The following is a 14,331-nucleotide window of genomic DNA, read 5'->3' as shown; positions in this document are numbered from 1 at the left end:
CGCGCCCGCGCGCGCCGGTCGCTTCGGCGCACACCCCGGTCACCCGGCGCACGTCCCGGCCCGCGACCTGGGCGTACGCCCCCGTGGTTCGGGCGTACGTCCCGGCCGGCGGCTCAGTCCTCGTCGGAGTCCTTGCCGCGGCGCTGGGACATCTGTTTGCGGGCGCTGCGCCAGCGCGAGCGCGTCTGCTCCATGACGTTCTCCCACTGGCGCCGCACCTCGTCCTGGGAGGGCCGCTCGCCGCGCCGGATCCGGACGAGTTCGTCCAGGACCTCGCGGCCCAGCGCGGACGACCCCACGATGACCAGCATCGCGCCGAAGAGCGCCGAGATCATGGCGAAGACGGCGCCGATCGAGCCGTAGCGCCCGGCGTAGGAGTCGAAGAGGTGGGGGAGGTAGACCGTCGTCCCGACGGAGTAGGCGGCGGCCAGGACCGCGGCGCTGATGCCGAAGGGCAGCAGGTCGGGCCAGGGAATCCGCTTCGCCGACAGCGCCCATCCGCTCCACACCAGGAACGCGACGCTGACCGGCACCTCCACGATCGCGGCCACCAGCCCGAACTTTCCCCAGCCGAGGAAGCCGTAGATCCAGCCGGAGAGGGCCATGTAGACGCCGACGCTGAGGATCCAGAGCAAGCCGTAGCGCGTGTTGCGCACGCTCAGCGGCTTCAGCTCCCAGGTCTGCTCGAACAGCCGCTGGCTGGCGCGGGCGAAGCTGAGCGAGGAGATGATCAGGAAGATCGCCCCGAAGAAGCCGACGCCCGCGCTGTTCTCGCCGGTCGGCGAGAAGGCCGAGCGCACCGCCTCGGCCCCGGCGCCGGTCAGGTTGTACCGGCCGATGATCCGGTCCGCGGCGTCGACGTCGGAGAAGCTGCTCACGGCCAGGCTGCCGAGCACGGCGATCGGGATGAGCGCCGTCAGGGCGCTGGAGGCCAGTGCCATCGAACGGTCGAAGCCGACGATCCGCTGGAACCGGTTGACGACCCGCAGGGCGAAGTCGGGCCGCGCCCAGAACGTCAGCGTCCGGACGACGCGCTCCCAGTTGAGCCCCGCCGCCCCGCCCTCCCTGCTCATCCAGGCCCCTGCCGTCCGTCCGACGGCAGCGAGCCTAGGCGGCAGGGCCGGGCGGGCTCCGCGGCGACACGGGCGACCGGCCCGGGGCGTCGCCCGGTCGGCGGAACCGACGCCGCACGGGCCGGTCGGGTCAGGACCGCTGCGGGCGGCGGGTCACTACGGGTAGCTGCTCAGGTTCGCGACATTGGTCGAGGAGTTCGACGGGCCTCCGGTGTTGTTCACGACATGGCTGATGGTCCCGGTGCCGCCGAGGGACACGGTCACCATGCTGGAGAAGCGGACGCCGGGGGTGTTGGGCGCCTCGATCGCGCGGGCCGCGGTGACGGCCGGGTTGACGTTGAAGTAGCAGTAGCTGCCGAGGCCGTACGCCTGGTGGCTGGTCACGGAGTCGGCGACCTTGTAGGCGGCGTATCCCTGGGTGGAGCCGTTCATCCAGGCCGCCTGGTTCGGTGGGTCGTAGGGCATCTCGTTCTGGAAGAAGTAGGTGCGGCCGCCGTTGCCGTTCCAGATCACCTGGTACTTCTGGAAGTGCTCGACGAACAGGCCGTACATCGTCACGTTGTCGCCGCCCACGACGAGCCCGGTGTCGGCGGTGTTGCTGGTCCAGCCGACGCCGCTGCCGTGGTCGGCGCGCCAGATCCACATGTGGTCGCCGATGACGTCGTCGCTGTTGACGACCAGCCCGGTGGTGGCTCTGCCGACGCCGGCGCCGCCGACGCGGACGTACACGTCGTGCAGCGAGGTCGGGTCGCTCGTGTGGGAGGCGCTCGACCCGGAGGGGCCGACCTCCAGCAGGCTGGGCGAGCTGGTGGTGCCCGCGTCGAAGAGCAGGCCCGCGATCTTCACCCCGTCGACGTCGGCGACACTCATGGCGGTGACGCCGTTGTCCGGCACGAAGGTCGCGAGGCCGAGGCCGAGCACGACCGTGTCGGGGCGGGTGACCCTCAGGGTCTGGTCGAGGTGGTAGACGCCGGGGGTCACCAGCAGGTTCTGTCCGGCCGCCAGGGCCGCGTTGATCTGCGTGGCGGTGGCGCCCGGCTTCACGACGTAGAACTGGCTGATCGGCAGCGAGGTGCCCTGCGCGCCGCCGGACCAGCTGGTGCCGGCGGAGTTGGTGCGCAGCGACGGCACGAAGACCTGGTAGGCGCCGGATCCGTCGACGTACAGATACGGCTTCTCGCGGGTCACCGGGGTCTGGGCCACCGTGGTGTACGGCGGGCTCGGGAAGCTGGTGGCGGGGACACCCGTGCTGCCGGCGAAGACCATGTTCCAGTTGGATCCGGTCCAGCTGCCGAGCTGCGAGTTGCGGGTCAGCCACTGCTGCTGGGTGCCGGAGTCGACCTGCCCGTCCACCTTGCTGTCGGCGAGATAGCCGCCGCTGGACCAACCGCCGTCGTCCAGCGCGAGGTTGCCGCGCAGATGCATCCGGCGGTACGGCGCCGCCTGGGACACCGCCCAACGGTCGCTGCCGCCGGTCGGGTTGACGGAGAGGTTCTCCGCGCCGCGCCAGAAGTTCTGCGTGGCGTTGCCCTGGAACCAGTCGGCCTCCGCGTGCACGGCGCCGTTCACGGTGACGGCGTCCGGAGTGAGTCCGAGCCCCGACACCTGCGTGTAGAAGCCGACGTCGACGTTCGCGCTGTAGGCGCCGGGCTTGAACAGGACGGCGTAGCGCTGGCTGCCGAACTGGTTGGTCTCCTGCTGCTTGAAGATCGTGTCGAGCTTGCCCTGGATGGCCGAGGACGACATCGACGGGTCGAACACGACGACGTTCGGGCCGAGATCGGGGTTGGTGACCGACTGGGTCACCGGCACCACCTGGAAGCGCTGGGCGGCCGTGCCGTTGCAGGTGTACTGCACGAACTGGACGCTGTCGGCGGTCGAGGCGCCGGGGTCGTCCAGGCACTTGCCGCTGCCCCGGTTGACGAAGTGGTAGGCGCCGCCGCCGTCGTCGACGGGCAGCCACTGCTGGTTGGCGCCGCCGCCGTACGCCCACAGCTGCAGCTTGGCGTTGTCGGCGGTGGAGACGTCGGTGACGTCGACGACCTGCGCGGTGTTGTTGCCGTTGTTGATCCGGACGTAGCCGTCACCGGTGGCGGTGAAGCTCCACTGCTGGGCGGTGCTGCCGTTGCACGCGTACTGCTGCACGACCGTGCCGTTGGCGGTCGCGGCCGCCCTGGCGTCCAGACATCTGCCGCTTGCCGCGTTCATGACAGTCGAGAAGCCGGTGGGCAGCGCGGTGGCCGCCGCATTGGAGGGCGTCGCGGTCAGCAGCGACGCGGCGGCCGCGCCGACGGCGACGGCGGCGAGGGATCTGCGGCGGCCCGGGGCGACGGGCCGCGGATGACGGAACACGGGTCCTCCTTGCCGAGGGGAATCGACTGGTGGGGGTGGGGAGTCGGGTGACCGAGCGGGGGCCGAGCCGGTGCGGGTGAGGCTCGGCCCGCCGCGGGAGGGCCTGGTTCAGCCCGTGTATCCGGCGAACACGCGCGTGTAGTCCCAATCGTTCTGCGAGACGCCCGAGCAACTGTCCGCGCCCGCACCGGTGCAGGGCCGGTCGCGGTTGGCGGACCAGAAGGTGAGCCGGGCCAGGTGGTGCTCTTGGGCGTAGGCGAGGATGGTGCGGAAGTCGTTGACCGTGACGGTCTCGTTCTGGTCGGTGACCCCGTTCATCGACGAGATGCCCATGTCCCGGTACGCCTGGTCGTCGCTGTAGTGGTAGGCGTTCTTCAGCGCGTTCTTCAGGCCCTCGGCGGCCTGTGTGGTGAGGTTGCCCATGTTCTGGCCGGCGCCGCCGAAGTCGAACGGCATGATGGCCCAGGCGTCGACGGTCAGCCCCGAGGACGCGGCCCGGTTGATGAGACTCGTGTCGGGCCCGCTCTGGCCGGTGCCGATGGTGATGTACACCTTCAGTCCGGGGTTGTTCGCCTTCACCGTCTTCAGCGCGTCCACCGTGCGCTGCTGCACGGTGGCGTTGCTGTAGGCGTCGGCCTCGATGTCGATGTCGATCGCCTTCAGGCCGTAGGCGTTGATCACCTTCTGGTACGCGCCGGCGAGTTCGCCCGCGCTGGAGCAGGAGCTCTCCAGCTTGTTTCCGCTGTAGCCGCCGAACGAGGGAATGACGTCACCGCCGTTCGCGCGCACGGTGTTCACGGTCTGCTGGTCGACCCCGCCGGTCAGCGCACGGCTGCCGTCCCACTGCGGGTTGCAGTAGCCGTTGCTCAGCACGAACGCCAGCGTGAACCACTTCACTCCGGTGGCGCTCGTGATCGTGGAGGGGTTCGGCGGGCTGCCCCACCCGTTGTAGAGGTACGGCGCCACGGCCATCGGCGCGGACGGCGTGGTGCCGTCCGCCGCGGGGGCCGTCCACTTCTGGTTGGAGGCGCCGGTACAGGTCCAGATCTGCGCGCGGGCGCCGTTGGCGGAAGAATTGTCGGTGACGTCGAGGCACTTGTCGGCCTGCGGGTTGACGATGTCGTGCGCCGCGCTGACGGTCCACTTCTGGTTCGCGCCGCCGGTGCAGGTCCAGAGCTGGGTCTTCGCGCCGTTCGCCGTCGAATTGCCCGTGACGTCGAGGCACTTGCCGAGCGCGCGGATCGTGCCGTCCGAGCCGACCGTCCACTGCTGGGCGGCGGTGCCGTTGCAGTCGTAGAGCTGGACGGCCGTGCCGTCGGCGGAGGAGGCACCGGCGACGTCGAGGCACTTGCCCGCGAGACCGGTGATCGTCCCGGTCGCGGCCTGGGCGGGAGTGGCGGCGAAGAGGTTGGCGGACAGCGTGAGCGCGGCTATGGACAACGTGGAGAGGGCAGCGGTGGGTACGGCTCTGGCCATGTGAGGGCGGCCTTTCGTGGGGGGTCGGGCGCCGGATCGACGTCACCTCGTGAACGCCGGGGCGCCACAGGAGAGGCGGAACTGACCGGTGAACCTAAAGGTATGGACCACTTCCGTCAAGAGATGAAGTAAGAATCGAGGTAAGTGAGTTGAGCGAGTGAGGGCCTTACGTACGCCGTGCGCGGGGCGTTCCCGCCGATCCCCGCACCGGCCCCCGGGGAGGCCGGCCGTCACTTTTCGACGACGTGCGGTCCGCGCGCCGCGGCGCGCGTGCGCGACCCACGGGCCGCCGTATCCGATGATTCGTCGCGGGCCGATGCGAAGGGGTGCGGCTCGGGGCATCCGCCGTCACTCCGTCGTCACCCGGTGTGAACGCCATCTGCCGCGACACATCAGACTTGTACACTTCGTTTTCTTGAACCATTCGTGTTTGTGAGGGTAGGTTCTGCACATGACCGCATCCCAGACTCCGACCACGGCCGAGGAGCTGCGCGGTGTCGGCCTTCGGGTGACGGCCGCCCGCGTCGCGCTGCTGGACACCGTCCGGGCGGGCGACCACCTCGGTGTCGAGGCGATCGCCACCGGTGTGCGCGACCGTGTGGGCCACGTCTCCCTGCAAGCCGTCTATGACGCTCTGCACGCACTGACCACGGCGGGGCTGATACGCCGCATCGAGCCGGCCGGGCATCCGGCCAGGTTCGAGGGTCGCGTGGGCGACAACCACCACCACGTCGTGTGCCGTGCCTGCGGTGCCGTCACCGATGTCGACTGCGCGGTCGGCGACGCCCCCTGCCTGACCGCGTCCGACGACCACGGCTTCTCGATCGACGAGGCCGAGGTCACCTACTGGGGCCTGTGCCCCGTGTGTTCCGCCGCCGCCGGCGGTTCCTGAGCTCTGTGTACTGCCTGATCCGGAAGGATTCCGATGTCCGAGAACCCTGATGCCATCGTCACCGACGCCAAGACCGACGGCGTAGGTGGTTGCCCGGTGGCGCACGACCGTGCGCTGCACCCGACTCAGGGTGGTGGGAACCGCCAGTGGTGGCCCGAGCGGCTCAACCTGAAGATCCTCGCGAAGAACCCCGCCGTGGCCAACCCCCTCGGTGAGGACTTCGACTACGCCGCCGCGTTCCAGACCCTCGACCTCGCGGCCGTCAAGCAGGACATCGCCGAGGTCCTCACGGACTCCAAGGACTGGTGGCCCGCCGACTTCGGCAACTACGGCCCGTTCATGATCCGTATGGCCTGGCACAGCGCGGGCACCTACCGCATCAGCGACGGCCGCGGCGGCGCCGGCGCCGGCCAGCAGCGCTTCGCCCCGCTCAACAGCTGGCCGGACAACGGCAACCTGGACAAGGCCCGCCGCCTGCTGTGGCCGGTCAAGAAGAAGTACGGCAAGGCGCTGTCCTGGGCCGACCTCATGATCCTCACCGGCAACGTCGCCCTGGAGTCCATGGGCTTCGACACCTTCGGCTTCGGCGGCGGCCGCGAGGACGTCTGGGAGTCCGAGGAGGACGTCTACTGGGGTCCCGAGAAGGTCTGGCTCGACGACCAGCGCTACACCGGCGACCGCGAGCTGGAGAACCCGCTCGGCGCCGTCCAGATGGGCCTCATCTACGTCAACCCCGAGGGCCCCAACGGCAACCCGGACCCGATCGCCGCGGCCCGCGACATCCGTGAGACGTTCCGCCGCATGGCGATGAACGACGAGGAGACGGTCGCCCTCATCGCGGGCGGTCACACCTTCGGCAAGACCCACGGCGCGGGCCCCGCGGACGCCGTCGGCGCCGACCCCGAGGCCGCCCCGATCGAGGCCCAGGGCTTCGGCTGGAAGAGCACCTACGGCACCGGCAAGGGCGGCGACGCGATCACCAGTGGCCTCGAGGTCACCTGGACCAGCACGCCCACCCAGTGGAGCAACGGGTTCTTCAAGAACCTCTTCGAGTACGAGTGGGAGCTGGAGCAGAGCCCGGCCGGCGCCAACCAGTGGGTCGCCAAGGACGGGGCCGGCGCCGGCACCATCCCGGACGCCCACGACGCGTCGAAGAGCCGCGCCCCGCGCATGCTCACCACCGACCTCTCGCTGCGTCTCGACCCGATCTACGGCCCGATCTCGCGCCGCTTCTACGAGAACCCGGCCGAGTTCGCCGACGCGTTCGCCCGCGCCTGGTACAAGCTGACCCACCGCGACATGGGCCCGAAGTCGCTCTACCTCGGCTCCGAGGTCCCGGCCGAGACGCTGATCTGGCAGGACCCGCTGCCGCAGGCCGAGGGCGAGCCGGTCGACGCCGCCGACGTCACGGCGCTCAAGGCCAAGATCCTCGACTCCGGCCTGACCGTGTCGCAGCTGGTCTCCACCGCGTGGGCGTCGGCCTCGACGTTCCGCACCAGCGACAAGCGCGGCGGCGCCAACGGTGCCCGGGTCCGCCTCCAGCCGCAGGCCGGCTGGGACGTCAACGAGCCCGACGAGCTCGCCCAGGTGCTGCGCGTCCTGGAGGGCATCCAGGCCGACTTCAACACCGGCGCCAAGAAGGTCTCCCTCGCCGACCTCATCGTCCTCGGCGGCGCCGCGGGCGTGGAGAAGGCCGCCAAGGACGCCGGTCACGCGATCGAGGTGCCCTTCACCCCGGGCCGGGTCGACGCCACGGAGGAGCAGACCGACGCCGAGTCCTTCGAGGCGCTGGAGCCCACCGCGGACGGCTTCCGCAACTACCTCGGCAAGGGCAACCGCCTGCCGGCCGAGTTCCTGCTGCTCGACCGCGCCAACCTGCTCGGCCTCAGCGCCCCGGAGATGACCGTCCTCGTCGGCGGCCTGCGCGTCCTGGGCGCCAACCACCAGAACACGTCGTACGGCGTCTTCACCGACGCCCCGGGCACGCTGACGAACGACTTCTTCGTCAACCTGCTCGACCTGGGCACGACGTGGTCGTCGGTCTCCGAGGACCAGAACGTCTTCGAGGGCCGCGACGACGCCACCGGTCAGGTCAAGTGGACCGGTACCCGCGCCGACCTGGTCTTCGGCTCGAACTCGGAGCTGCGCGCCCTCGCCGAGGTCTACGCCTCGGACGACGCGAAGAAGAAGTTCGTCGAGGACTTCGTCGCGGCGTGGGTCAAGGTCTCCGACGCCGACCGGTTCGACATCGCGTGACGATCGCCTGACCCTTCCGGCTCACCGCCGGTGACCCGTCCGGGCCGGCCCTTCGCGGGCCGGCCCGGACGTCCCTTTTTACGGCGCCGCGTCCCTGCCCCTGCTGCCCTTCGGGCCGCGCTCCCGGTGCCCCTCGGGCCGCTTTCGCCGCCCGTGCCTCACCCGCCGCGGGGGAGGCCGCGCCCGTCGGGCTGTGGCTAGCTGGAGGGGTGACCGAGCACACCACCCTCCCGGCCACCAAGCGCGAGGCGCGCGCCCACGCCGACTACACCGGCGGTGTCTACGGCTCCATGCTCGCCGTCTCCGTGGTGGTCGGCGCCGGCACCCTCGGCGAGTTCCCGCGCCTGGAACTCGTCCTGCTGCTCCTGCTCTCCGGCATCGCGTTCTGGATCGCGCACGTGCACGCCCAGCTGTTCGGCGCGCGGCTCGCGCAGCGCCGATTCGACCGGCGCACGATCATGCTGGTGTGCCGCGAGGAATGGCCGATCGTGAACGCCACCGTGCCGCCCGCCCTCGCGGTGGCGGTCAGCCCCCTGTTCGGGCTCGGTACGCAGGGCGCGATCTGGCTCGCCATCGTGGTCGCTGTGGCGGGGCAGATGGGCTGGTCGGCGGCGGCGGCGCGGCGGGCCGGCGCTCCGTGGCACCTGGTCGCCGTCTCGGCCGTGGTGAACCTGTTCCTCGGCCTGATGATCATCTCCTTCAAGGTCGCCCTGCACCACTGAACGGCCGCCGACCTCGCTCCGCGACGTGCGGGCGCGTCGTGGTCGCGACCAGCCACGACGGACCCGCACCCGCCCACGAGAAGCGCGGCACGCGGACCCGTACTCGCGCGTTCCCGAGGTGGGAAGGAAAGATGGGGCGTGCAGCGAACGATCTACGGACGCGGAGGAGTGGACCCATGCCGCACGAGCGAGCGGGCCGGCCGGCCGGACCCGAGGACCTGGTGGACGTGGCCCGGCTGGTCACCGCCTACTACGCACTGCACCCGGACCCCGCGGACCCCGCCCAGCGCGTCGCGTTCGGCACGTCGGGGCACCGCGGCTCCTCGACGGCCGGCGCGTTCAACGAGGACCACATCGCCGCCACCAGCCAGGCGATCTGCGAGTACCGCGAGAGCCAGGGCACCGACGGCCCCCTCTACCTCGGCGCCGACACGCACGCCCTGTCGGAGCCCGCCAAGGTCACCGCCCTGGAGGTGTTCGCGGCCAACGGCGTGCGCGTGCTCGTCGACAGCGAGGACGGCTACACGCCGACCCCCGCCGTCTCGCACGCCATCCTCGTCCACAACCGCGGCCGCGCAGCCGGCCTCGCCGACGGCGTCGTGGTCACCCCCTCGCACAACCCGCCCGCCGACGGCGGCTTCAAGTACAACCCGCCGAACGGCGGCCCGGCCGGCTCCGACGCCACCTCCTGGATCCAGGACCGCGCCAACCAGGTCATCTCCGGCGGCCTCAAGGACGTACGCCGCATCCCCTACGAGCGCGCGCTCGCCGCCGACACCACCGGCCGCCACGACTTCCTCGGCGCGTACGTCGGCGACCTCCCGAACGTCCTCGACCTGGACGCGATCCGGGCGGCCGGGGTGCGCATCGGCGCCGACCCGCTCGGCGGCGCGTCCGTCGCGTACTGGGGCCGGATCGCCGAGCAGCACGGCCTCGACCTGACCGTGGTCAACCCGCACACCGACCCCACCTGGCGGTTCATGACGCTGGACTGGGACGGGCAGATCCGCATGGACTGCTCCTCGCCGTACGCGATGGCCTCCCTGATCGAACAGCGCGACCGCTTCCGGATCTCCACCGGCAACGACGCCGACGCCGACCGGCACGGCATCGTCACCCCGGACGCGGGCCTGATGAACCCCAACCACTACCTCGCCGTCGCCATCTCCTACCTCTACCGGCACCGCGAGCAGTGGCCGGCCGGCGCGGGCATCGGCAAGACGCTGGTGTCGTCCGGGATGATCGACCGCGTCGCCGCCGACCTCGGACGCGAACTCGTCGAGGTCCCGGTCGGGTTCAAGTGGTTCGTCGACGGGCTGCTCGGCGGCACCATCGGCTTCGGCGGCGAGGAGTCGGCGGGCGCGTCCTTCCTGCGCCGCGACGGATCGGTGTGGACGACCGACAAGGACGGCATCCTGCTGGCCCTGCTCGCCTCCGAGATCACGGCCGTGACGGACCGGACGCCGTCCGAGCACTACGCCGATCTCGCCGCCCGGTTCGGAGAGCCCGCGTACGCCCGCATCGACGCGCCCGCCACCCGCGAGGAGAAGGCGCTGCTCGCGAAGCTCTCCCCGGCGCAGGTCACCGCCGAGACGCTGGCCGGTGAGGCGGTCACCACCGTTCTGACCGAGGCCCCCGGCAACGGGGCGGCCATCGGCGGCATCAAGGTCGGCACCGAGAACGCCTGGTTCGCGGCCCGGCCCTCCGGCACCGAGGACGTGTACAAGATCTACGCCGAGTCCTTCCTCGGCACCGATCACCTCGCGCGGGTGCAGGAGGAGGCCAAGGCCGTGGTGCTCGCGGCGTTGGGCGGCTGACCCGGGGCGGGCGGACGCGGGCCGGCCGGGAACCGCGACGCGGACCGGACGGGAAACGGCGCCCGGCCGGGCGCGCCCTGCCCCCGGTCGAGGCCAAACCGCAGCCCCTGTGGCGCGTCGCTTGAGCGTGGGCCGGGCCGTGGGAGAGGCTCACGCGACAGCCCCGCGCGGACGGTGCGGCGGACGGCCGCGGACGACTCGGAGGACGACGTGAGCGTGAACCGGCTCGGTCTGGTCGTGCACGGCGGGCGTGCGGAGGCCGTCGCGGCGGCCGATGTCGTCCGCGCGTGGTGCGCCGAGCAGGGCGTGCCCTGCGCGGACATCGACGTCTGGCACGACGGCGGCAGGCGCAGCGCCGCCGACGAGGTGGCCGACGCCGGCCGCCCCGACGTCATCGTCACCCTCGGCGGCGACGGCACCTTCCTGCGCGGCGCCCGGCTGGCCGCGCAGGCCGACGCGCTCGTCCTCGGTGTCGACCTCGGGCGCGTGGGCTTCCTCACCGAGGTCCCGGCGGCCGCCGTACGGGCCGCCCTGGACGCCGTACGCGACGACCGGCACCGGGTCGAGGAGCGGATGCTGCTCACCGTGCGCGCGTCGCGGCGGCTGGAGGTGCCGGCCGACATGGAGGCGCTGCTGGACTACGGGCGCGGGCCGCTGCTGCCCGCGCCCCGGGTGCGTACCGACTGCGAGACCGACCACGAGTGGGGCATCCCGCTCGACGTCCTGGCACTGAACGACATCGTCCTGGAGAAGCTCTCCCGCGACCGGCAGGTGTCGGTCGGCGTGTACGTCTCGGGACGGCTCCTCGCGTCGTACTCCGCCGACGCGCTCCTGGTCGCCACGCCCACCGGCTCGACCGCCTACAGCTTCGCCGCGGGCGGCCCGGTGGTCTCGCCGCGCGCGGAGGCGCTCGTCTTCACGCCCGTCGCGCCGCACATGACGTTCGACCGCTCCGTCGTGACGGCGCCCGACGAACCCGTCGGGCTGCGGGTGCTGGAGCGCTCGGGCCGCGCGGCGGTCTCGGTGGACGGGCAGGTGCGCGGCGTGCTGGACCCGGGCGACTGGATCGGCGTGTACGCGGCGCGGCGCAGGCTGCGGGCGGTACGGCTGGGCCCGATGGACTTCTACGGCCGGCTGCGGGACCGGATGAATCTCACCGACGCGCCCGCCGCGATCGCCGACGGCAGCCCCGCGCCGCTGTGGTCGATGACCACGCCGCCGCCCGGCGACCTGGCCCATCTCGCCCTGCTCACCGGCCCGGACGACCCGTCGCAGGCGCAGGGGGACGCGAGCTGGGCGCGCTGAGGCTCAGCGCGGCGCGTACAGCTCGTTGGGACCCGGTGCCGAGGGCGGGCGTTCCTGCGGGCCGTGCCCGAACCGCTCACGCAGGAACTGGCCGAGCAGCGCCCCGCCGTGGATGACGAACCCGACCCCGATCAGCCACGACTCCACGACCAGGACGATGCCGATGGCGCCGTACCCGGCCGCGTTGGTGACGATCAGCGGCGTGAACACGAGGTAGGAGAAGGCGCGCAGGCCCACCAGCCCGGCCATCGTGGCGACCGCGCCCGGCAGCAGGTCGCGCAGCCGCACCTGGCCGCCGAGCAGGAAGTACGGGCCCCACCAGAAGAACAGCACCCCGGTCGCCGTACTGATGATGATCCGGTAGGTGCCGTCGAGCACGGTCCGCGTCTCCACCTGGACGTACAGATAGACCGTCAGGGCGACCAGCCACACCGCCTGGCGCCAGATCCGGTGCCAGGGGCCGGCCGCGAGACCCCAGATCCGCTCGTAGCCGTTCTGCACGCTGGCGGCGAAGGACAGGCCGAACACGGCGAGCAGCAGACCGCTCCACACGCTGGTCGTGCTGATCACCCGGCGGGGCGGGGTGAAGACGTCGGCGAGGACGTGGGCGGAGCGTCCGGAGAGGTCCATCCCGTCCACCAGCCACAGCGCGAACCCGCGGTGCCCCAGCGGATCGGCCGCCGCCACCACGATCAGCAGCGGCGCCAGCGTGACGAACGCCAGCGTGGCGAACCCCATCGCGCGGTGCAGCAGCTCCAGTTCCCTGCCACGGCGGATCAGATCCCCCATGCCCAGCGGACCCGGCCGTGCCATGGTGGCGCCCCCTTTCCAGCACGCTCCAGGGTGTGCCCGTGCCGACTCCACGGCCCACCGCGCGGGCGACGCCGCTGGTCAGAGGCTTGTGACGTCGCCCACCCGGCCTTGCCCGGACGGGCCGGGGGTGCCTAGGTTCGATCGCATGTCCTCCCATGGTCCCATTCCTGCCGCCGGTGACGACGACTTCGGCGGCGCGCGCCACGGCGAGTCCACCGGACCGGACGCGTCCGGTCCGGTCGCCTTCTCGGTCGACCTCGGCGCGCACGAGATGACCCGTCGGGCCCTGGTCATGGACGCGCTCGGCCCCGACTGGGACCCCGTCGCGGTGCTGCGCGACGAGCAGGCCGCCAACGACCTGCTCTACTCCGGCCTCAGCGAGGAGCAGCAGCGGATCCACGACGAACTGGTCGCCGCCGGTGTGCTTCCGGAGCGGGGGGACGGCCGTGCTGCCTCTTGACCCGCAGGCCGACATCGGGCGCCGCGCGTGGGTGCGGTGCCCGCACTGTGACGACAGCGACGGCTGCGCGACGTGCGAGGAGCGGCGCACCTGCTCGGCGCACTGGCGCTATCTGCTGTCCAACACGGGCAGTCTGCTGCATCTCCAGTGCCCCTCGTGCACGGCGATCTGGGACCACGAGAGCGGGTTCGGGGCGACCCGCTCGGGCTGGAGGCGCGTGACCGGCGGACCGGGGCGGGCCTGACGGGCCGTCGCGGAGGCCCGGTCCTCGGGGACGCGGGCCGCGCGGGGCGTGATCGCGCGGCCCGGGACTCGCCGGGCGTCGCTCAGCGCACCGGGAACCCGAAGCGGTAACCCTGCTCCTTCAGCCAGGGCAGGATCTCCCGCAGCGCGGCCACCGTCTCGGAGCGGTCGCCGCCCGCGTCGTGGAAGAGCAGCGTCGGGCCGTTGGATATCTCCGACTTCACCGTGGCCACGATGGCGTCGGTGCCGGGCCGCTCGAAGTCCTTGGAGTCCACGTTCCAGCCCAGCGGGCGCATCCCGTGGGAGGCGGCGAGCTTCCGGCTGTACGGCGTGAAGGCGCCGCCCGGCGCCCGGTAGTACTGCGGGTGGACCCCGCCGGACGCCTCGGTGATCATCCGCTCGGCGTCGACGATCTCCTTCGACTGGTACGACTCGGGCTTCTTGTCCATCGTGGTGTCGTGCGAGACGGAGTGGTCGCACAGCCGGTGCCCGGCCGCCACGACCGCCTTCACCAGGTCGGGGTGCGCCTGGGCCTGCGTGCCGACCATGCAGAACGTGGCCTTGACGCCGTACTCCTTCAGCACCTGGAGCACCTGGGGCGTCCAGACCGGGTCCGGCCCGTCGTCGATGGTGATGTTGACGCCGCGCGCGCCGCGGTCCGAGGCGTGCGCGATCTCCACCGACACCGCCTTCTGCGGGGCGTGGGCCGTGTGTTGCCCGGCCTTGCCCGCCCCGGCCGTGCTGACCGGACCCGCCTCGGCCGTCCACACGGACGTGACCGCGGCGACCGCCGTCACCCCCACCGCCGCCGCGAACACCCGGCCGTACCATCCCCGCCCGCCACGCCGCCCCATGCCCGCCCCGCTCCTTGCCGTGTTCCCCCGCGTCGACCGCGGCCGGTGCTGCCGTGCCGCGTCGAGCG

Annotated in this window: 12 protein-coding genes; 7 read left to right on the top strand and 5 right to left on the bottom strand. The window is 71.9% G+C overall.

The features are described from left to right. Window positions 1–113 precede the first annotated feature (113 nt). From WN71_RS13505 to WN71_RS13495, 3 genes are all read right to left on the bottom strand, one after another. Window positions 114–1,073 carry a hypothetical protein gene (locus WN71_RS13505; protein WP_240529646.1) on the bottom strand — a complete coding sequence of 320 codons (960 nt, stop codon included), beginning with the start codon at window positions 1,071–1,073 and terminating at the stop codon, window positions 114–116. A gap of 156 nt (window positions 1,074–1,229) precedes the next feature. Continuing rightward, window positions 1,230–3,425: an RICIN domain-containing protein gene (locus WN71_RS13500; RefSeq protein WP_046586205.1), complete on the bottom strand. Its 2,196-nt coding sequence runs from the start codon at window positions 3,423–3,425 to the stop codon at window positions 1,230–1,232. Window positions 3,426–3,533: 108 nt separating this feature from the next. Then, window positions 3,534–4,901: a chitinase gene (locus WN71_RS13495; RefSeq protein ID WP_046586203.1), complete on the bottom strand. Its 1,368-nt coding sequence runs from the start codon at window positions 4,899–4,901 to the stop codon at window positions 3,534–3,536. 451 nt (window positions 4,902–5,352) lie between these two features. Here WN71_RS13495 and WN71_RS13490 point away from each other — a divergent pair, with 451 nt between their 5' ends. From WN71_RS13490 to WN71_RS13470, 5 genes are all read left to right on the top strand, one after another. Next, on the top strand, window positions 5,353–5,793 hold the full coding sequence (locus WN71_RS13490) for a Fur family transcriptional regulator (RefSeq protein WP_046586201.1): 441 nt from the start codon (window positions 5,353–5,355) through the stop codon (window positions 5,791–5,793). Between the two features lie 33 nt (window positions 5,794–5,826). Next, a complete protein-coding gene (katG, locus tag WN71_RS13485) occupies window positions 5,827–8,049 on the top strand; it encodes a catalase/peroxidase HPI (protein WP_046586199.1) in 2,223 nt (740 codons plus the stop codon). Between the two features lie 209 nt (window positions 8,050–8,258). Beyond that, entirely contained in the window at window positions 8,259–8,771 is a 513-nt protein-coding gene (locus WN71_RS13480) for a hypothetical protein (RefSeq protein ID WP_046586197.1), read from the top strand. A gap of 176 nt (window positions 8,772–8,947) precedes the next feature. Next, window positions 8,948–10,588, top strand: a complete 1,641-nt coding sequence (gene pgm, locus WN71_RS13475; RefSeq protein ID WP_046586196.1) for a phosphoglucomutase (alpha-D-glucose-1,6-bisphosphate-dependent) — start codon at window positions 8,948–8,950, stop codon at window positions 10,586–10,588. Between the two features lie 210 nt (window positions 10,589–10,798). Further along, window positions 10,799–11,893 (top strand): NAD(+)/NADH kinase, encoded by a 1,095-nt coding sequence (locus WN71_RS13470; protein WP_046586240.1) that lies wholly within the window; start codon window positions 10,799–10,801, stop codon window positions 11,891–11,893. A gap of 3 nt (window positions 11,894–11,896) precedes the next feature. Here WN71_RS13470 and WN71_RS13465 read toward each other — a convergent pair whose 3' ends face one another. Continuing rightward, window positions 11,897–12,706 (bottom strand): ribonuclease BN, encoded by an 810-nt coding sequence (locus WN71_RS13465; RefSeq protein ID WP_046586195.1) that lies wholly within the window; start codon window positions 12,704–12,706, stop codon window positions 11,897–11,899. A 145-nt stretch (window positions 12,707–12,851) separates the two neighbouring features. On the opposite strand from WN71_RS13465, the gene WN71_RS13460 reads away from it, so the two are divergent. Continuing rightward, complete coding sequence (locus tag WN71_RS13460) at window positions 12,852–13,166, top strand: DUF6400 family protein (protein WP_079177839.1); 315 nt, start codon at window positions 12,852–12,854, stop codon at window positions 13,164–13,166. After that, window positions 13,153–13,410, top strand: a complete 258-nt coding sequence (locus WN71_RS13455; RefSeq protein ID WP_046586194.1) for a hypothetical protein — start codon at window positions 13,153–13,155, stop codon at window positions 13,408–13,410. Before WN71_RS13460 ends, WN71_RS13455 begins: the two co-directional genes overlap by 14 nt. 82 nt (window positions 13,411–13,492) lie before the next feature. On the opposite strand, the gene WN71_RS13450 is transcribed toward WN71_RS13455, so the two are convergent. Continuing rightward, on the bottom strand, window positions 13,493–14,263 hold the full coding sequence (locus WN71_RS13450; protein ID WP_046586192.1) for a polysaccharide deacetylase family protein: 771 nt from the start codon (window positions 14,261–14,263) through the stop codon (window positions 13,493–13,495). Window positions 14,264–14,331: the final 68 nt, after the last annotated feature.

This window comes from Streptomyces mangrovisoli (assembly GCF_000974985.2).
Classification (GTDB): Bacteria; Actinomycetota; Actinomycetes; order Streptomycetales; family Streptomycetaceae; genus Streptomyces; species Streptomyces mangrovisoli.
Note: the sequence above shows the minus strand (reverse complement) of the source record. Positions and strands in the feature narration are given on the sequence as shown.